General features: G+C 65.0%; 15 protein-coding genes. 8 read left to right on the forward strand and 7 right to left on the reverse strand.

The window, feature by feature from the left end:
- Positions 1-236: 236 nt before the first annotated feature.
- The 5 genes from CHB88_RS00955 (at position 237) to CHB88_RS24115 (ending at position 5,744) form a co-directional block, all read left to right on the forward strand.
- A complete protein-coding gene (locus CHB88_RS00955) occupies positions 237-2,825 on the forward strand; it encodes a penicillin-binding protein 1A (RefSeq protein WP_245844624.1) in 2,589 nt (862 codons plus the stop codon).
- A 32-nt stretch (positions 2,826-2,857) separates the two neighbouring features.
- Positions 2,858-3,670 (forward strand): SIR2 family NAD-dependent protein deacylase, encoded by an 813-nt coding sequence (locus CHB88_RS00960; RefSeq protein ID WP_089397844.1) that lies wholly within the window; start codon positions 2,858-2,860, stop codon positions 3,668-3,670.
- 34 nt (positions 3,671-3,704) lie between these two features.
- A complete protein-coding gene (locus CHB88_RS00965) occupies positions 3,705-4,634 on the forward strand; it encodes a delta(1)-pyrroline-2-carboxylate reductase family protein (protein ID WP_089397421.1) in 930 nt (309 codons plus the stop codon).
- A 120-nt stretch (positions 4,635-4,754) separates the two neighbouring features.
- Positions 4,755-5,222 carry a Dps family protein gene (locus tag CHB88_RS00970; RefSeq protein WP_089397422.1) on the forward strand — a complete coding sequence of 156 codons (468 nt, stop codon included), beginning with the start codon at positions 4,755-4,757 and terminating at the stop codon, positions 5,220-5,222.
- A 138-nt stretch (positions 5,223-5,360) separates the two neighbouring features.
- Entirely contained in the window at positions 5,361-5,744 is a 384-nt protein-coding gene (locus CHB88_RS24115; protein ID WP_143131094.1) for a hypothetical protein, read from the forward strand.
- A gap of 15 nt (positions 5,745-5,759) precedes the next feature.
- On the opposite strand, the gene CHB88_RS00975 is transcribed toward CHB88_RS24115, so the two are convergent.
- The 6 genes from CHB88_RS00975 to nhaR all read right to left on the reverse strand — a co-directional run bounded on the left by CHB88_RS00975 (position 5,760) and on the right by nhaR (position 11,073).
- The gene (locus CHB88_RS00975; RefSeq protein WP_245844626.1) at positions 5,760-6,443 is read right to left on the reverse strand and encodes a hypothetical protein; all 684 of its coding nucleotides are present in this window, start codon (positions 6,441-6,443) and stop codon (positions 5,760-5,762) included.
- 209 nt (positions 6,444-6,652) lie between these two features.
- Positions 6,653-6,889, reverse strand: coding sequence for a hypothetical protein (locus CHB88_RS00980; RefSeq protein ID WP_089397423.1), 237 nt, complete (start codon positions 6,887-6,889; stop codon positions 6,653-6,655).
- Positions 6,890-6,904: 15 nt separating this feature from the next.
- Entirely contained in the window at positions 6,905-7,891 is a 987-nt protein-coding gene (locus CHB88_RS00985; protein ID WP_089397424.1) for an LLM class flavin-dependent oxidoreductase, read from the reverse strand.
- An 11-nt stretch (positions 7,892-7,902) separates the two neighbouring features.
- Positions 7,903-8,763: an S-formylglutathione hydrolase gene (fghA, locus tag CHB88_RS00990; RefSeq protein WP_089397425.1), complete on the reverse strand. Its 861-nt coding sequence runs from the start codon at positions 8,761-8,763 to the stop codon at positions 7,903-7,905.
- Between the two features lie 18 nt (positions 8,764-8,781).
- On the reverse strand, positions 8,782-9,888 hold the full coding sequence (locus CHB88_RS00995; RefSeq protein ID WP_089397426.1) for an S-(hydroxymethyl)glutathione dehydrogenase/class III alcohol dehydrogenase: 1,107 nt from the start codon (positions 9,886-9,888) through the stop codon (positions 8,782-8,784).
- Between the two features lie 279 nt (positions 9,889-10,167).
- Positions 10,168-11,073, reverse strand: a complete 906-nt coding sequence (gene nhaR, locus CHB88_RS01000) for a transcriptional activator NhaR (protein ID WP_089397427.1) — start codon at positions 11,071-11,073, stop codon at positions 10,168-10,170.
- A 233-nt stretch (positions 11,074-11,306) separates the two neighbouring features.
- On the opposite strand from nhaR, the gene CHB88_RS01005 reads away from it, so the two are divergent.
- From CHB88_RS01005 to CHB88_RS01015, 3 genes are all read left to right on the forward strand, one after another.
- Positions 11,307-11,993 carry a Bax inhibitor-1/YccA family protein gene (locus tag CHB88_RS01005; RefSeq protein WP_089397428.1) on the forward strand — a complete coding sequence of 229 codons (687 nt, stop codon included), beginning with the start codon at positions 11,307-11,309 and terminating at the stop codon, positions 11,991-11,993.
- A gap of 159 nt (positions 11,994-12,152) precedes the next feature.
- Positions 12,153-12,920 (forward strand): TerC family protein, encoded by a 768-nt coding sequence (locus tag CHB88_RS01010; RefSeq protein ID WP_089397429.1) that lies wholly within the window; start codon positions 12,153-12,155, stop codon positions 12,918-12,920.
- Between the two features lie 497 nt (positions 12,921-13,417).
- Complete coding sequence (locus CHB88_RS01015; protein WP_217900116.1) at positions 13,418-15,520, forward strand: putative bifunctional diguanylate cyclase/phosphodiesterase; 2,103 nt, start codon at positions 13,418-13,420, stop codon at positions 15,518-15,520.
- A gap of 111 nt (positions 15,521-15,631) precedes the next feature.
- On the opposite strand, the gene CHB88_RS01020 is transcribed toward CHB88_RS01015, so the two are convergent.
- Entirely contained in the window at positions 15,632-17,488 is a 1,857-nt protein-coding gene (locus CHB88_RS01020; RefSeq protein ID WP_089397430.1) for a phosphoenolpyruvate carboxykinase (GTP), read from the reverse strand.
- Between the last annotated feature and the right edge of the window lie 113 nt (positions 17,489-17,601).

Here is a 17,601-nt window from a genome sequence, read left to right on the forward strand (position 1 = left end):
AGGCGCCGACGCGATGCTTGGCCAGCCTGCCTAATGCGCCGGCTTGCCTGCGCGACGATGCGCGGCGGCCGACTTCGATACGACGGCGCATGGCTTCCCGGGTTCGCGCCGCATGCAACCGCATTAACCTAAGTCATTGCGGCGCACCATCCTCTGTCCCAGCGCAAGCCCTGAATAAAACCAAAACAGGCCGGCTCGGTCGAACAGGGCATTGATGATCTTCAAGGGCAGCGATTGTGTCCAGGAAAAATACCAAGCAGCGCGCCTCCTCGACATCGTCCGCGCAGAAACGCCGGCGCGGTCCCTTCGCCACGACTTTCGTTTACCTGATGCGCGCCATCGCGCTGTGCATGGTGCTGGGCCTGGGCGCTGTCATCGCTGCCGGCGCCTATGTCTACAAGCTGATTCCGGAAACCCCAGAGATCGAGGACCTGCTCGAAGCCCGCACGGCCGAACCCAGCCTGCTGTTCTCCGCCAGCGGCAAGCAGATCGCCGTCTTCAGCCAGGGACAGCAGGAAAGGGTGACCCTGGCCCAGGTATCGCCCTATGTGGTGCAGGCGCTGATCGCCACCGAAGACCATCGCTTCTACGAGCATCAGGGCATCGACCTCACCCGCACCGCGTCCGCCATCTACCGCACCCTGCGCGGCGATACCCAGGGCGGGTCCACCATCACGCAGCAATTGGTGCGCAACATGTTTCCCGACGAGATAGGCCGCGCCAAGACCATCGACCGCAAGATCAAGGAAATCATCACCGCGCTGAAGATCGAGCAGGCCTACACCAAGAACGAGATCCTCGAAACCTATCTCAACACCGTCCCTTTCCTCTACAACGTGGTCGGCATCGAGATGGCGGCGCGCACCTATTACGACAAGCCGGCCGCCAACCTCAACGTGCTGGAAAGCGCCACCCTGATCGGCATGCTCAAGGGCACCGCCTACTACAATCCCATCCTCAATCCGGAACGCGCGCGCAAGCGCCGCAACGTGGTGCTGGGGCAGATGGTGAAGCACCACATTCTCACCCGCAGCGAAGTCAAGTCCATGCGCGACGAGCCGCTCCATGTGCGGCTGACGCGCCAGCCCGATCCGCTCGGCACCGCGCCGCACTTCGCCGCCTACGTGCGGCGCTGGCTGATCGACTGGGCCGACGAGCATGACTACAACCTCTATACCGACGGCCTGATCATCCACAGCACCATCGACGACCGCCTGCAGGAAGCGGCGCAGGAAGCGGTGGCGCGGCAATCCAGGGTCTTGCAGAACATCGCCGACGTCGAATGGGCGCAGAAGAGCAGCCGGGCGGCATCGCAGAATCCGGCGGCCTATGCGGCGCTGAGGAAGAAGGTGGAGCCCTTCCGCCATTTCTGGAACGAGAACGACGGCCTGCTCAATGCCTTCCTGCGCGAGACGCCGGAATTCCGCCGCGCCGTCGCCGCCGGCCAGCGCGATACGACGGTGCTGGCGAAGCTGAAGGCCGATGCCGATTTCATGGCCCGCCTGCGCGCGATGAAGACCCGCCTCGAAGCCGGCTTCATGGCCATGGACCCGAATAACGGCGAGGTCAAGGCCTGGGTCGGCAGCCGCGACTTCGAGGTCGACCAGTTCGACCACGTGGCCCAGGCCGAGCGCCAGCCCGGCTCCACCTTCAAGCCCATCGTCTACGGCGCGGCGCTGGAGATGGGCATGAAGCCGGACAAGACCTATCCCGACACCGCCGTGCAGATCGCGCTCAACGACGGCACCTACTGGCGCCCGACCGACATGTCGGGCGTGAGCGGCCGCCGCATGAGCCTGCGCGAAGGCCTGATGTACTCCAAGAACACCATCACCGCGCAGGTGATGCGGGACGTCGGCATTCCCAACATCGTCAACCTGGCGCGCGCCGTCGGCGTCAAGCAGAGCCGTCTCGATCCGGTGCCTTCCCTCTCGCTCGGCACCAGCCCGGTGACGCTGCTGGAGATGGTGTCGTCCTACGCCACCATCGCCCAGGCCGGCGAATACCGCAAGCCGGTGACGATCAAGCGCATCACCGACCGCGCCGGCCGCGTGCTGGCCGAATTCGGCAGCGAGCCGCAACGGGCGATGTCGGAAGATACGGCGGTGGAGCTGATCGACATGATGCGCGGCGCGGTCAAGAAAGGCACCGGCACCTTCATCAAGACCCAGTTCAACATCGGCGCCGACATCGCCGGCAAGACCGGCACCACGCAGAACAATACCGACGGCTGGTTCATCCTGATGCATCCCGAGCTGGTGGCCGGCGCCTGGGTCGGCTTCAACGATTCCCGCGTCACCATGCGCAGCGATTACTGGGGCCAGGGCGGCCACAATGCGCTGCTGCTGGTCGGCGACTTCTACAAGCAGATACTCAAGTCCGAGCTGATCGACACCAAGCTGCAATTCCCGAAGCCGAAGCGGCGCGCCCCGCTGATCGTGAAGGCGCCCGAATACGACGCGCTGCAGCCGGGCCTGCCCGACGACGCCCTGCCGCCCGGCTATGGCGTGATGACGCGCGACGACGGCCAGACCATCCTGCTCACGCCGGGCGGGAGCCGGGTGGTGGAATCGCAGCGCGAGCGGCTGGATGAGATTGGCCGCATGGCGGTTGGAGGTGAACGCGGCGCCGGCGAGAATGCCTCGGGCGGCGGCGCGCCGGGCGGTGCGGCGGCTTCAAGCGCTTCAGGTCCTTCCGGCGCTTCCGGTGCATCAGCCAGCCCGGGCAGCCATGCCAGCCCCAGTCCGCCGCGCGACGAGATTCCCATCACCATCGATCCGGCGCGCGGCCGCACGCCATCGCAGGCCGACGTCAATCTCTGGTAGCCTTGGCGGCATCCGTTCCGATGCCTGCCGCCATGAATCTCGACGCCCAGGCCGCCCAGGCGGCCGCATGGATAGCCGATGCCGATGCCTTGCTGATCACCGCCGGTGCCGGCATGGGGACCGATTCCGGCCTGCCCACCTTTCGCGGCGACGAAGGCTTCTGGAACGCCTATCCGCCGCTCCGGCAGGCGCGCCTGTCCTTCACCGACATCGCCAATCCGCAAGCCTTTCGCGACGATGCGCAGCTGGCCTGGGGCTTCTATGGCCATCGCCTGGCCATGTACCGCCGCACGCCGCCGCATGCCGGCCATGCGCTGCTGCAGCGCATGGCGGAGAAGATGCCGAACGGCGCCTTCGTCTTCACCAGCAATGTCGACGGGCATTTCGGCCGCGCCGGCTTCGATGAGGAACGGGTGGTCGAATGCCATGGCTCCATCCATTTCCTGCAGTGCAGCCGGCCCTGCGCGGAGGACATCTGGCCGGCGAAGATGGACGTCGAGGTCGATGAAAGCCGCTGCCGGCTGCTGTCGCCCTTGCCGCGCTGCCCGCGTTGCGATGCGGTGGCGCGGCCCAACATCCTGATGTTCGGCGACGGCGAATGGCTGGGCCGGCGCACGGCGGCGCAATCGGCGCGCCTGCAGCAATGGCTGCGCCGGGTCGGCAGGCCGCTGGTGATCGAGCTCGGCGCCGGCACCGCGGTGCCGACGGTGAGGCGCCTCGGCGAAGCGATCGGCAGCCGGCTCATCCGCATCAACCCGTTCGACCCGCAGCTCGACGCCGGGGCCGGCATCGGCATGGCCTGCGGCGCGCTGCAGGGCTTGCACGCCATCGCCGCCAGGCTGTAGCCTGCTCGCCTCTTTCCTTGTTTCGAAGAACCCCATGTCCGTCTTCACCGCCGACCAGACCCGGCGCCTGCTGCCCTTCTCGCGCCTGCCCGGCCATATCGCCCGCATCTGCGCCGCGGCCCGCGACCAAGCCATCCAGGCGCCGGAGCGCGCCACCCTGAAGCTCGGCAGCGACGCGCTGTTCCTCGCCATGCCGGCGGCCGATGCGCGGCTCGCCATCGCCAAGCTGATCTGCGTGCATCCCGCCAATCCGGCCCTGGGCTTGGCGACGATACAGGGCGACGTGACGGTGTTCGACGCCGCCAGCGGCCGCCGCCTGGCCATCCTCGACGGTCCCGCCGTCACCGAGCGGCGCACGGCGGCGGTGTCGCTGCATGCCGCCGACCGCCTGCGTCCCGGGCCGGTGGACAGCCTGCTGGTGGTCGGCGCCGGCCCGCAGGCGCGCGCCCATGTGCAAGCCTTTTGCGAAACACGTGCCGTCGGTCGCCTGGCCATCGTGGCGCGCCGCGCCGCGTCGGCGCAGGCCATGCTGGATTCATTGGAAGAGCCTCTGCCCTCGGAGGTGAGGGTCATCGAAGCCGCCGATGCGGCCGCGCTGGCAGCGGCGGCCGAGGAAGCCGACGTGATCGTCACCGCCACCACCGCCACCGCGCCGGTGCTGCCGGAACGGGTGCGCGACGATGCCTTGTTGATCGCCGTCGGCGCCTTCCGTCCGCACATGGTGGAGATCCCGCCGGCGCTGGTGCGGCATTCGCAATGGGTGGTGGACAATCTCGAAGGCGCGCGCCACGAGGCGGGCGACCTGCTGCAGGCCGGCATAGCCTGGGACGCCGTCGCTTCGCTGCGCGACGAAAGCCTGGTGTGGCAGCGCGGCCGGCCGCTGCTGTTCAAGAGCGTGGGTTACGCCGGCTGGGACCTCGCGGCGGCGCATCTGGCGGTGGATGAGCTCGGCTTGCTGCCGTGAGATCAGGGCGCCGCCAAACGGTTTTTTCCCGGCATCGTAGAATGTTCGCCATGGTGATCTGGCAAGAACCCATCACCACTTGCCCGGTCTGAATCCCTGACTAACCTTGGAGAACAACAGATGGAAATCAATATCGGCATTTCCGAGAAGGATCGCCTCAGCATCGTCGACGGCCTGTCGCGCCTGCTCGCCGACACCTACACGCTTTACCTCAAGACCCACAACTTCCACTGGAACGTGACGGGCCCGATGTTCCAGACCCTGCACCTGATGTTCGAAGGCCAGTACACCGAGCTCGCCACCGCGGTGGATTCCATCGCCGAGCGCATCCGCGCCCTCGGCAGCCCGGCGCCCGGCACCTATTCCCAGTTCGCCAAGCTCACCGCCATCAAGGAGCCGGACGGCGTGCCGGCCGCGCAGGAAATGATCCGCCAGCTGGTGCAGGACCAGGAAACCGTGGTGCGCACCGCCCGCTCCCTGCTCGGCGCGGTCGGCGATGCGAATGACGAAACCACCGCCAGCCTGATCACCGATCGCATGGAAGTGCATGAGAAGACGGCGTGGATGCTGCGGTCGATGCTGGAGTGATGAACTGCCGCTGCTTGATGCGCTAAAGAAAATGGCCCGATGAAGTCGGGCCATTTTTGTTTCCTACCGTTACATCCGGCATACAAAGTGCTTAATGAACGCTCCCAAACTTATCGATCCAATTTTTAGGAGCTTGAAATGACGCACTCAGTGAATAAACCTTCAACTCATCCTTTAATTCATTCCTCAACGTATTCCAACAATAAGGTTACCAATGCGGGGCAACCAAATAACCGGCCGTCCTTACCACAAGTCAATATCCCAATCGATTATCAGAAAACCGAATGTCAAGATGCAATGGTTAACTTCGGTTTACCTTTGGCTGTAACTCTTTCTAGCGTAGCGGTGACAGGGGGCTTCGGCAGAAGCGCCGTCTCCGCTTTCAGAATGGGCTTCAGTGGGCTGGGTACCTTCTTGACTAAAGGAGCGATCGTTAGTGGAGCAGCAACGCTGTGGGAGCTGACGACAATGCCTCTCGATAAAGCGGCTAGAGAATTTGTAGATCAGTGCTGGAAAAAATAAGAGCTCCCTAGTTCTTTAAAACCGGTAACTCACCCCCACCCGCAACACCGGATACAGCTTGAAGCGGCTGACCTCGTCGTTCAGCGCCGCTCGTTCGCGCGCGAGGTCGGTCGCCAGCTGGCTGCACACCGCCGCGCCGCCGCTGCAGCCGCCGGCATCGAGCGTGGTGCGCGGCGAGCCCTGGAACAGCACGCCGACGTCGGAGGAGAAGGACCAGCCTTTCCCCTCCTTCTCGCCATGGCCCCAGCCGAAGCCGAGATAGGGCGCGACCTTGCCGAACTCGGTGCGGCCGCTGATGCCATTCACCTGGGAAGCGGAGTAGGCGTTGCCGCCGACCACGTACTGACCGTTGCCGTTCGGCTTGGCGTTGACGTCGATCTTGTTGCCGTTGAGGGCGAGGCCGGCAGTGAGGCGGAAGGCGCTGCCCTGGACCGGATACCAGTCGACCAGTGCGTCCATCGTCTTGGCCTTGAGGCTCAAGGCATAGTCCGCGCTGGAGGTGCTGCCGCCGAAGGTGTAGCCGAGATAGCCGGTGCCGAAGCGCACGTTCACGTTCGGCGCCACCGGCATGCCGGCGTGAAAGCCGATGCCGGTGGTGCCGATGTCGCCCGTCACCGACACGTCCGCCAGCGCGCCGCCGGCCATTGCCAATCCCGTTACTCCTGCTGCCAACATCACCTTCAAGCGTCTTGCTGCCATGTGCATCCTTTACCTTGTCGTGGGCGCTTTCTTTCAAAGCGGAAAAGCGCGAACAGGGCGTTAGGACTGCCGCAAGGCAAGCCGGTTCCGGAAATCAGTGCCGATGATCAAAAAAGGTGGGATGGTGATGATGGGAGGAAATCCCTTGACGGGATGAGAAGCCGATAAGCCAACGTTGGCCGGCGCAGCTTGGCGTAACAGGCAGGCAATCAGCGCCGCCGCTTCTTCCAGTTGTAGTCGGGCGACGGATCGGCCGCGCCGGGATGGCCGACGGAATCGGGATGTTCGGATGACATGGTCACGAAGGAAATCCCTTCCCCGGCACGCTGGCGCGCCCGCAGGCTTTCCATGAAGGCGAGCGCCGCCGCCATGTCGTCGGACGCGAATCGGCGCGATTGCGGCGCGGATTGGCCGCCATCGGCGTCGGTCCAGTACACCATGTACATCGCGGCCTGCCCGTCTCAGCCGGACCAGGCCTGGGCCACGATCTCGTAGGAACGCAGGCGCGCCGCATGGTCGTGGATCATGGCGTTGATGATGATCTCGTCGGCGCCGGTGGCGTCGGCGAAGGCCTGCAGCTTGTCCTTCACGGTGGAGGCATCGGCGATGATGGAGGCCGCCAGCGTTCCCTCGATGGACGCCTTCTCATGCGGCAGCCACAGGTCGTCCATGCTGTCCACCGGCGGCGGCAGCTGCACCGGCGTGCCGCGGATCAGGTTCAGGTGCGCCTGCTGGTGCGAGGTCGACAGGCGCCTTGCCTCTTCCTCAGTGTCGGCGGCGAACACGTTGACGCCCACCATGGCATACGGCTTCTCCAGGGTTTCCGACGGCCGGAAGCTCTGCCGGTAGAGGTTCAGCGCCGTCATCATGTAGGCCGGCGAGAACTGGCCTGCGAAGGCGAAGGGCAGGCCGAGCCAGGCGGCGAGGCGGGCGCTGAAGTCGCTCGAGCCGAGCAGCCAGATCGGCACGTTCAAGCCTTCGCCGGGAATGGCGCGCACCGCCCGGCCCGCCTGCGGCTGGAAGTAGCCGCGCAATTGCTCCAGCAGCTGCGGGAATTCATCCTCGGTCGGCAGGCTGCGCCGCAGCGCCCGCATCACCGCCTGGTTGGAACCGGGCGCGCGCCCCAGGCCGAGGTCGATGCGGCCCGGGTAGAGCGATTCCAGCGTGCCGAACTGCTCCGCCACCACCAGCGGCGCATGGTTGGACAGCATGATGCCGCCGGCGCCGACGCGGATGGTGGAGGTGCCGCCGGCCACATGGCCGATCACCACCGCGGTGGCGGCGCTGGCGATGCCCGGCATGCCGTGGTGCTCCGCCAGCCAGTAGCGGCGATAGCCCCAGCGTTCCGCATGCCGCGCCAGGTCGAGCGTGCGCCGCAGCGCATCGGCGGCGGTGTCGCCCTGGCGGATGGGCGACAGGTCGAGGACGGAAAGCGGGATGGCGGCCATGATGACTCCGGTCAGAAACCCGCCGGCTGGCCGTTCAGCACGCGGTGATGGAAGGCGAGGTGGTCTTCCATGAAGGTGGAAATGAAGTAGTAGCCGTGATCGTAACCTTCGTGCCGGCGCAGCGTCAGCGGCTGCTGCGCCTGCTGGCAGGCATGCTCGAACTCCTGCGGCAGCAGTTGCTCCTGCAGGAATTTGTCGTTCAAGCCCTGGTCGATCAGGATGCCCTGCGGGTAAGGCGTCTTCGCCCGCTTCATCAGCTCGCTGGCGTCATGCTCCACCCAGGCGGCGCGGTCGGCGCCGAGGTAGTGGCCGAAGGCTTTCTCGCCCCACGGGCAGCGGCTGGGCGCGGCGATCGGCGCGAAGGCGGACACCGAGGAAAACACCTCGGGATGGCGCAGCGCCAGCGTCAGCGCGCCATGGCCGCCCATCGAATGGCCGAAGATGCCGACGCGCCTGGCGTCGGTGTTGAACTGGTTCAGCACCAGCTCGCGAAGTTCGCGCACGAGGTAGGACTCCATGCGGAAGCGCTCGGCATACGGCGCCTGCGTGGCGTCGAGATAGAAGCCGGCGCCGTGGCCGAAGTCCCAGTCGCGGTCTATGCCCTCGATGCCGGTATTGCGCGGGCTGGTGTCCGGCGCCACCAGCATGATGCCGTGCTGCGACGCCCAGCGCTGGGCGCCGCCCTTGATCATGAAGGTCTCTTCGGTGCAGGTCAGCCCGGCGAGGTAGAACAGCACCGGCACCGCCTCATGCTCTTCCTGAGGCGGGTGGTACACCGAGAACTGCATGGGCAGCCCGATCTCGGTGGAGTCATGCCGGTAGAAGGCTTGCACGCCGCCGAAGCAGCCGTGCTGGCTGATGATGTCGAGCATGGCGCCCTCCCCTGCCGCTTAGTACACCACCACCGAGCGGATCGACTCGCCGCGCTTCATCAGGTCGAAGCCGTCGTTGATCTGCTCCAGCTTCAGCGTGTGGGTGATCAGGTCGTCGATGTTGATCTTGCCTTCCATGTACCAGTCGACGATCTTCGGCACGTCGGTGCGGCCGCGCGCGCCGCCGAAGGCGGAACCCTTCCACACCCGGCCGGTGACCAGCTGGAACGGGCGGGTGCTGATCTCCTTGCCGGCCTCGGCCACGCCGATGATGATGGACTGGCCCCAGCCCTTGTGGCAGCACTCCAGCGCCTGGCGCATGGTGGTGGTGTTGCCGATGCATTCGAAGCTGTAGTCGGCGCCGCCGTCGGTGAGCTGGACGATGGCGTCCACCACGTTGTCCACGTCCTTCGGATTGATGAAGTGGGTCATGCCGAACTTGCGCGCCATCTCCTCGCGCGCCGGGTTGATGTCGATGCCGATGATCTTGTCGGCGCCGACCATCTTCGCGCCCTGGATCACGTTCAGGCCGATGCCGCCGAGGCCGAACACCACCACGTTGGCGCCGGCCTCCACCTTGGCGGTGAACAGCACCGCGCCGAGGCCGGTGGTGACGCCGCAGCCGATGTAGCAGACCTTGTCGAACGGCGCATCCGAGCGGATCTTCGCCAGCGCGATCTCCGGCACCACGACGTGGTTGGCGAAGGTGGAGGTGCCCATGTAGTGGAACAGCGGCTTGCCGTCGAGCGAGAAGCGGCTGGTGCCGTCGGGCATCAGGCCCTTGCCCTGGGTGCTGCGGATCGCCTGGCACAGATTGGTCTTCTGCGACAGGCAGAACTTGCACTGGCGGCATTCCGGGGTATAGAGCGGAATCACATGGTCGCCGGGACGCAGCGACTTCACGTCCGGGCCGACGTCCACCACCACGCCCGCGCCTTCATGGCCGAGGATGGCAGGGAAGATGCCTTCCGGATCGGCGCCGGACAGGGTGTAGTAATCGGTGTGGCAGATGCCGGTGGCCTTGATCTCCACCAGCACCTCGCCCGCCTTCGGGCCCTGCAGATCGACTTCCTCGACGGTGAGCGGTGCTCCGGCTTTCCAGGCGACAGCGGCGCGGGTCTTCATGGGTAACTCCTTTTCTTGTCCGGTTGTTTTCGAGTGCATGAATGCGGGATTGATTCCGCGCTGTCCGCAGGGGAAGGGATGGCGCGGGTATTCCGGCACGACGCCGGCATCTTACCGAAAATACATGGATGCCGCCGTCGGCCCTCGCACGCCGAAAGAGCGGCGCAGGCCGCGCCTCATGATGGCCGCAGCGCTGCGATGGCCGGCATGGCGATCCGCAGCCAGCGTCGATGCGTCACGAGGCCGGCCGCCGCGTGGCTGATGCCGCCATGCATGGACTTACTTGGCGAAGATCTCCCGGTGCACTTCCGACATGATGGCCTCGATCGCCGGGTGCTTGATCTTGCGTTCGTTGGAGATGGCGTAGAACTGCTCCTGTACCTGCAGCTCGCCGATCGGCATCGCGCCGAACTGCTCGCGCACATCCTTGGCCAGCGCCGATGGCGCGGGAAACAGGCCGATGCCGCTGCGGCCGAAGGTGTTGAGCAGCGCGTTGTCGTCGAACTCGCCGACCACGTCGGGACGGATGTCGTTCACCTCGAACCAGTGGTCGAGGCGGCCGCGGATGGCGTTGTTTCGCGTCGGCAGCAGCAGCGGCGCGCCGTGCAGGCTGCGCGGGAAATCGTCGCGGTAGCGCTTGGCCAGTTCAGGCACGCCGAACAGCGTGATCTCGCTCTCGCCGAGCAGGTGGCTGAACACCCGCAGCGTGGTGCCGGAGGGCACCGGCCGGTCGGTCAGCACCACGTCCAGCTTGTGCACCGACAGGTCGCCCAGCAGCGATTCGAAGTCGTCCTCATGGCATACCAGCTTGACCCGCTCCGGCAGCTTCAGTGCCGCTTCCAGCAGGCGCGAGGCGATCAGTTTGGGCAGGGAATCGGAAATGCCCACGGTCAGGCGCATGGTCTGGCCGATCTCGCTTTCAGCCAGCGCATCCTGCAGCTGTTCGCCGAGCAAAAAGATCTGGTCGGCATAGCCCAGGGCCACGCGGCCGGCTTCGGTCAGTACCAGCCGCCGTCCGGACGGCGCCAGCAGCGACTTGCCGAGCGAGCGTTCCAGCAGCGAAAGCTGCGCGCTGATGGTCTGAATCGCCACATCCAGCCGCTCCGCGGCGCGGGTGACGCTGCCTTCCTTGGCCACCATCCAGAAGTAGTAGAGATGCCGGTAGTTGAGCGTGGAAATTTTCATATTCTGTTTTTTCCGAAGCGATGCTTCCAATATCTTCGCTTTTTAAAGAATGAGTGCAACCTTACCATCATTCCACCTGATCGACACAATGGATTCATTCGAGGAGTTGCCGATGTAAGCGTCGCGCCATGCGCACCGGGCGGCCGCCACTTTTTCATGGCCGCCGCACAGCCATCGTTTCACCGCCCATCGCTTCTGGATTTCATCGCATCAGCACATCAAAGGACATCAATATGGTAGACCGCTACAACAGCCTGCGCTTCGGCGCCTCCCAGTCGAGCACCACCGTCATCGACACGGCCTCGCACCGGGTGCTGCGCAATACCTACATGCTGCTGGCGCTCACGCTCGGCTTCAGCGCGCTCGTCGCCGGCGCGTCCGCCGCGCTGCGCCTGCCCCATCCCGGCATTCTGATCACCCTGCTCGGCTATTTCGGCCTGCTTTACCTGGTGAACAAGAACCGCGACAGCGGCCTCGGCGTGGCCTTCGTGTTCGCCCTCACCGGCTTCATGGGCTACACCCTCGGTCCGATCATCAGCCACTACCTGAAGCTGCCCAACGGCGGCCAGATCGTGATGATGGCGCTGGGCGGCACGGCCGCGATCTTCATGTCGCTCTCCGCCTACGTGCTGGTGAGCCGCCGCGATTTCTCGTTCATGGGCGGCTTTCTCGCGGTCGGCGTGCTGGTGGCCTTCCTCGCCGGCCTCGGCGCGCTGCTGTTCAGCATTCCGGCGCTGTCGCTGACGGTGTCCGCCGTGTTCGTGCTGCTGATGTCCGGGATGATCCTCTACGAGACCAGCAACATCATCCATGGCGGCGAAACCAATTACGTCATGGCCACCGTGACGCTGTTCGTCTCGATCTTCAACCTGTTCACCAGCCTGCTGCAACTGCTCGGCTTTGCCAGCAGCAATGACTGAGGACGGTTGCTGAGCAGGGAACGCGCCGCCCGGCGGCGCGTTTCCGCAGGACGCGGGGCGTCATGTGTCGAACGTGACGCCCTCATTTTTTCGGCAGGCGCAAACGGCAATCGTTCCGCCGCGCCGCCGCATCACACGCCTATACACGAGGAGATTCCCATGATGGACATGCTGGCCGATCCGCAAATCTGGATGGCTTTCGCGACCCTGACCGCCCTGGAGCTGGTGCTGGGCATCGACAACATCATCTTCATTTCCATCCTGGTCGACAAGCTGCCCAAGGAAAGACAGGAAGTGGCGCGCCGCGTCGGCCTGTTCCTGGCGATGTTCATGCGCATCGGCCTGCTGCTCATCCTGTCCTGGATCGTCGGCATGACGGCGCCGCTGATTACCATCATGGGCAACGAAATCTCCGGACGCGACATGGTGCTCATCGGCGGCGGCCTGTTCCTCCTGTGGAAGAGCGTGAGCGAAATCCACGAATCCTTCGAGGGCGGCGGCAACGAGGCGATGATGCAGGTGAAGGCCAGCTTCGCCGGCGTGATCGCCCAGATCATGATGATCGACCTGGTGTTCTCGCTCGATTCCATCATCACCGCCGTCGGCATGGTCGACCTGGTGGAAGTGATGATCGCCGCCGTCATCGCCTCGGTGTGCCTGATGATGTTCTTTGCCGGCCCCATCGGCCGCTTCATCTCCGAGCATCCGACCATCAAGATGCTGGCGCTGTCCTTCCTGGTGGTGGTGGCGGTGGTGCTGATCGCCGAAGGCTTCGACCATCATGTGCCCAAGGGCTACATCTACAGCGCGATGGCGTTCTCGGTGGTGGTGGAAATGCTCAACATCCGGCTGCGCAGGCGCTCGAGCAAGCCGGCGTCGCAGCATGCGGGCTACGGCCACGAGCGCGAGCCGCACAAGCAGCATTGAGCCGCAAGACCATGCCCGGAACCGGGTTCCGGGCCGGGAGTCTGACTCTTATTGCCGCCGCGGCGGCGCTTTCGGAAACAGGTGCATCATGCGAAAAATGATCTTGATGGCGGTCGCCGGCTTCGTCTGGAAAAAACTGCAGGCCCGCCTGCTCGCCGGCAAGGCGCGTGCTCCGGCCCGCACCCCGGCTCGCACTCGCAGCTGGTAGTCGCTTCTTCTTGCAGCATCCGGTTTCAGTCGGGCCATGGCGCGTCGCGGCGCCGTGGCCTCTTTCCTTTTCCCGCTTCCCCCTTGCCTTTCCTCCCTCGGCGTTGGCCATTCCCATGGCAGCTTTGCCGTTTTAGCCACTCCATAGATTCATTTTCGGCATAGAGGCATCGTTTTGCTGCGGCGCACATTGTTTCGTGGCATCATGATTTCCTTTGGGAAACGTCGAAGAGGCGCCGATCCGCCCCATGCTTGCCGGCGTGGAACGGCCGAGCTTGGAAAGGAAGAAAATGGTCAACACGACGCCCGCCCTCGCAGCTTCGACGGGCGCGCTCGACGGCGACGCCGGCATGCTGGGCAACCTGCTGGCGAACTTTGACGGCCTCGTCTACCGCTGCCTCATCGACGACAGCTGGACCATGATTTTCATGAGCCAGGGTTGCGAAGCCCTGACCGGTTATTTGGCGGAAGACTTCCTCGCCAACCAGGTGATCGCCTACGAAGACGTGATCCATCCGGACGATCGTATCCATGTGCGCGACGGCATTTACGCGGCGCTGGAAACGAATCGCCGCTTCAGCATCGAATACCGCATTCGCCGGCGCGACGGCACGGTGCACTGGGTGTGGGAGCGCGGCATCGGCGTGCGCGAGGGCAACGCATATGTGGCGCTGGACGGATATATCCAGGACATCACGCAGCGCAAGGCGAATGAGCATGCGCTGGCGGAAGCTGAACGGCGCTTTCGCAGCATTTTCGAGAATTCGATCGAGGGCATCTTCCAATCCACGCCGGACAAGGGCTACCTGGCCGTCAACCCGGCGCTGGCCCGCATGTATGGCTACGAGACGCCGCAGGAGATGATGCTCAACCTGCGTCATCTCGACCGTCAGCTCTACGTCGATCCGCGCCGCCGCGCCGAATTCCTGGCGTTGATGAACACGCAGGACGGCGTGATGAACTTCGAGTCGGAGGTCTATCGGCGGGACGGCAGCATCATCTGGATTTCGGAGAATGCGCGCACGGTGCGCGGCGCGGCGAGCGAAATCCTGTTCTTCGAAGGCACGGTGATCGACATCACCCAGCGCAAGCTTTACGAGGAACGCATCCGCCACCAGGCCACGCATGACGCCCTCACCGGCCTGCCGAACCGCAACCTGATGCACGACCGGCTGCAGCAGGCCATCCTGCATGCCAGCCGGGCCGGCAGCCTGGCGGCGGTGGCCTTCATCGACCTCGACCAGTTCAAATTCATCAACGACAGCCTCGGCCATCCGGCGGGGGACATGCTGTTGAAGATCGTCGCCTCGCGCCTGACCTCCTGCATGCGCGCCAGCGATACCGTGGCGCGCCAGGGCGGCGACGAATTCGTGCTCGTGCTGCACAATCACCCGTCGGAAGCGTCGATCACCGACACCGTCCAGCGCCTGCTGGAAGCGGTGGCGGCGCCGTGGTCGGCCAACGGTATCGAGCTGCACGTCACCTGCAGCATCGGCATCAGCATCTATCCCAACGACGGCCTGGATGCGGAGACCCTGCTGCGCAACGCCGATGCGGCGATGTACCGCGCCAAGGAACTCGGGCGCAACAACTTCGCCTTCTTTTCGGCAGAGATGAGCGTCAACGCCACCGAGCGTCTGGGCATGCTCAGCCGCCTGCGCAATGCGCTGCAGCGCAACGAATTCCTGCTGCATTACCAGCCCAAGGTCTGCCTGAAGACCGGCCGCCTGGTCGGCGCCGAAGCGCTGCTGCGCTGGCACAACGGCAGCCACGGCCCGATCCCGCCCGGCCGTTTCATTCCGCTGGCGGAGGAAAGCGGCCTGATCGTGGAGATCGGCGAATGGGTGCTGCGCAGCGCCTGCCGCCAGGCGGTGGCCTGGCAGCGGGCCGGCGCCCCGCCTTTGCCGATCGCGGTCAACCTGTCGCCGCGCCAGCTGCTGCGCGACGACCTGCTGGACGTGGTGGAGCAGGCGCTGCGCGACACCGGGCTGGACCCTGCCTGCCTGGAACTGGAAATCACCGAGACCGTGATCATGCGCGACGTGGAAAAGTCGCTGCATACCCTGCACCGCCTGAAGCAGCTCGGCATCGGCATCGCGATCGACGATTTCGGCACCGGCTACTCCAGCCTGAACTATCTGAAGCGCCTGCCGGTGGACAAGCTGAAGATCGACCGCTCCTTCGTCAGCGACATCACCACCGATCCGGACGATGCCGCCATCACCCGCGCCGTCATCTCGCTGGCCCACATCCTCAACCTGAAGGTGGTGGCGGAAGGTGTGGAGACCGAAGCGCAGCACCGCTTCCTGCTGGAGAATGGCTGCGACGAAGTGCAGGGCTACTACTTCGGCAAGCCGATGGCGCATCAGGATTTCGCCGCCCTGCTGGCCTGACCGGACCTGCCGCCGACGTCCGCGGCCGCATGAAAAAAAGCGCGCCGGGCGAACCCGGCGCGCTTTTCATTTTCTGCGCCGCCCCGGCGAGCGGGGCGAACGACGGCAGGCTTATGCCGCCAGGCGCTTCTCCATCTGCGCCTTGGTCTCTTCGAGCGCCTTGGGCAGGTGGTATTTCAGCTTCTCGAACAGCTCGGCGTGCAGCTTGAATTCCGCTTCCCAGGCAGCCTTGTCGATCGAGGTGATCTTGTCGAACTGGTTCTGCGAGAAGTTCAGGCCTTCCCACTGCAGGTCTTCGAAGCGCGGCGTGACGCCGAATACATGCTCCTGGCCGCCGGCCTTGCCTTCGACGCGGTCCAGCATCCACTTCAGCACGCGCATGTTGTCGCCGAAGCCCGGCCACACGAACTTGCCGTTCTCGTCGGTGCGGAACCAGTTGACGCAGTAGATCTTCGGCAGCTCGGCCGGCGACGCGGCGATCTTCTCGCCCAGCTTCAGCCACTGGTCGAAATAATCGCTCATGTTGTAGCCGATGAAGGGCAGCATCGCGAACGGGTCGCGGCGCACCACGCCCTGCGCGCCGGTGGCGGCGGCGGTGGTCTCGGAGCCCATGGTCGCGGCCATGTACACGCCTTCGACCCAGTTGCGGGCTTCGGTCACCAGCGGCACGGTGGTGGAGCGGCGGCCGCCGAAGATGAAGGCCGAGATCGGCACGCCGGCGGGATTGTCCCAGGCCGGGTCGATCACCGGGTTCTGCGTCGCGGCGACGGTGAAGCGGGCATTCGGATGCGCCGCCTTGCGGCCGGTCTGCTTGCCGATCTCCGGCGTCCAGTCATTGCCCTGCCAGTCGATCAGGTGCGCCGGCGCTTCCTTGGTCATGCCCTCCCACCAGACGTCGCCATCGTCGGTCAGCGCGACGTTGGTGAAGATGGTGTTCTCGTTGAGCGAGGCCATGCAGTTCGGGTTGGTCTCGAAGTTGGTGCCCGGGGCGACGCCGAAGTAGCCGGCTTCCGGATTGATCGCGTACAGGCGGCCGTCGGCGGCCGGCTTGATCCAGGCGATGTCGTCGCCGATGGTGGTGACCTTCCAGCCGTTGAAGCCCTTCGGCGGGATCAGCATGGCGAAGTTGGTCTTGCCGCAGGCCGACGGGAAGGCGGCGGCGACATAGTGCTTCTTGCCTTCCGGCGATTCCACGCCGAGCAGCAGCATGTGTTCGGCCAGCCAGCCCTGGTCGCGGCCCATGACGGAGGCGATGCGCAGCGCCAGGCACTTCTTGCCCAGCAATGCGTTGCCGCCGTAGCCGGAACCGAAGGACCAGATCTCGCGGGTCTCGGGATAGTGGACGATGTACTTGGTGTCGTTGCAGGGCCACGGCACGTCCTTCTCGCCGGCGGCCAGCGGCTTGCCGACGGTGTGCACGCAGGGAACGAACTCGCCGTTCTCGCCGAGCACTTCATACACGGCCTTGCCCATGCGCGCCATGATGCGCATGTTGACGGCGACGTACGGGGAGTCGGACAGCTCGATGCCGATGTGGGCGATCGGCGAGCCGAGCGGGCCCATGGAGAACGGCACCACGTACATGGTGCGGCCGCGCATGGCGCCGTCGAACAGGCCGTTCAGGGTGACGCGCATTTCCGCCGGGGCGACCCAGTTGTTGGTCGGGCCGGCCTCTTCCTGCGTGGCGGAGCAGATGAAGGTGCGGTCTTCGACGCGGGCGACGTCCGACGGATCGGAGTTGGCGAGGAAGCTGCCCGGGCGCTTGGCCGGGTTCAGTTTCTTCATGGTGCCGGCGGCGACCATCTGTTCGCACAGACGGTCGTACTCGGCCTGGGAGCCGTCGCACCAGTAGATGCTGTCCGGCTTGGTGAGCGCGGCGATTTCGGCAACCCAATTGATGAGTTTCTGATGCTTGACGTACGATGGGGCGTTCACGGCGGTGACGCCGCCCATGACAGGTTGATTCACGATAAAACCTCCAATGCCTAAAGAAAAACCGGTTGTAGCGGCACGGCAGGATCGTCGTTTGGGATTTCCAGGGCTGGTTCGGAACGGCGGTGGCGTTCGATCAACAGCGGAAC

Origin of the sequence: Noviherbaspirillum humi (genome assembly GCF_900188095.1) — a bacterium.
Taxonomy (GTDB): domain Bacteria; phylum Pseudomonadota; class Gammaproteobacteria; order Burkholderiales; family Burkholderiaceae_D; genus Noviherbaspirillum; species Noviherbaspirillum humi.

What these genes read in the sequence shown, in the direction of transcription:
- CHB88_RS00970 (WP_089397422.1), top strand. Translation starts at nt 4,755, where the DNA reads ATGGAAATCAATATCGGCATTTCCGAGAAGGATCGCCTCAGCATCGTC.
- CHB88_RS00980 (WP_089397423.1), bottom strand. Translation starts at nt 6,889, where the DNA reads ATGTACATGGTGTACTGGACCGACGCCGATGGCGGCCAATCCGCGCCG.
- CHB88_RS00965 (WP_089397421.1), top strand. Translation starts at nt 3,705, where the DNA reads ATGTCCGTCTTCACCGCCGACCAGACCCGGCGCCTGCTGCCCTTCTCG.
- CHB88_RS00995 (WP_089397426.1), bottom strand. Translation starts at nt 9,888, where the DNA reads ATGAAGACCCGCGCCGCTGTCGCCTGGAAAGCCGGAGCACCGCTCACC.
- CHB88_RS00975 (WP_245844626.1), bottom strand. Translation starts at nt 6,443, where the DNA reads ATGGCAGCAAGACGCTTGAAGGTGATGTTGGCAGCAGGAGTAACGGGA.
- fghA (WP_089397425.1), bottom strand. Translation starts at nt 8,763, where the DNA reads ATGCTCGACATCATCAGCCAGCACGGCTGCTTCGGCGGCGTGCAAGCC.
- CHB88_RS24115 (WP_143131094.1), top strand. Translation starts at nt 5,361, where the DNA reads ATGACGCACTCAGTGAATAAACCTTCAACTCATCCTTTAATTCATTCC.
- CHB88_RS01005 (WP_089397428.1), top strand. Translation starts at nt 11,307, where the DNA reads ATGGTAGACCGCTACAACAGCCTGCGCTTCGGCGCCTCCCAGTCGAGC.
- CHB88_RS01015 (WP_217900116.1), top strand. Translation starts at nt 13,418, where the DNA reads ATGGTCAACACGACGCCCGCCCTCGCAGCTTCGACGGGCGCGCTCGAC.
- CHB88_RS00985 (WP_089397424.1), bottom strand. Translation starts at nt 7,891, where the DNA reads ATGGCCGCCATCCCGCTTTCCGTCCTCGACCTGTCGCCCATCCGCCAG.
- CHB88_RS01010 (WP_089397429.1), top strand. Translation starts at nt 12,153, where the DNA reads ATGATGGACATGCTGGCCGATCCGCAAATCTGGATGGCTTTCGCGACC.
- nhaR (WP_089397427.1), bottom strand. Translation starts at nt 11,073, where the DNA reads ATGAAAATTTCCACGCTCAACTACCGGCATCTCTACTACTTCTGGATG.
- CHB88_RS00960 (WP_089397844.1), top strand. Translation starts at nt 2,858, where the DNA reads ATGAATCTCGACGCCCAGGCCGCCCAGGCGGCCGCATGGATAGCCGAT.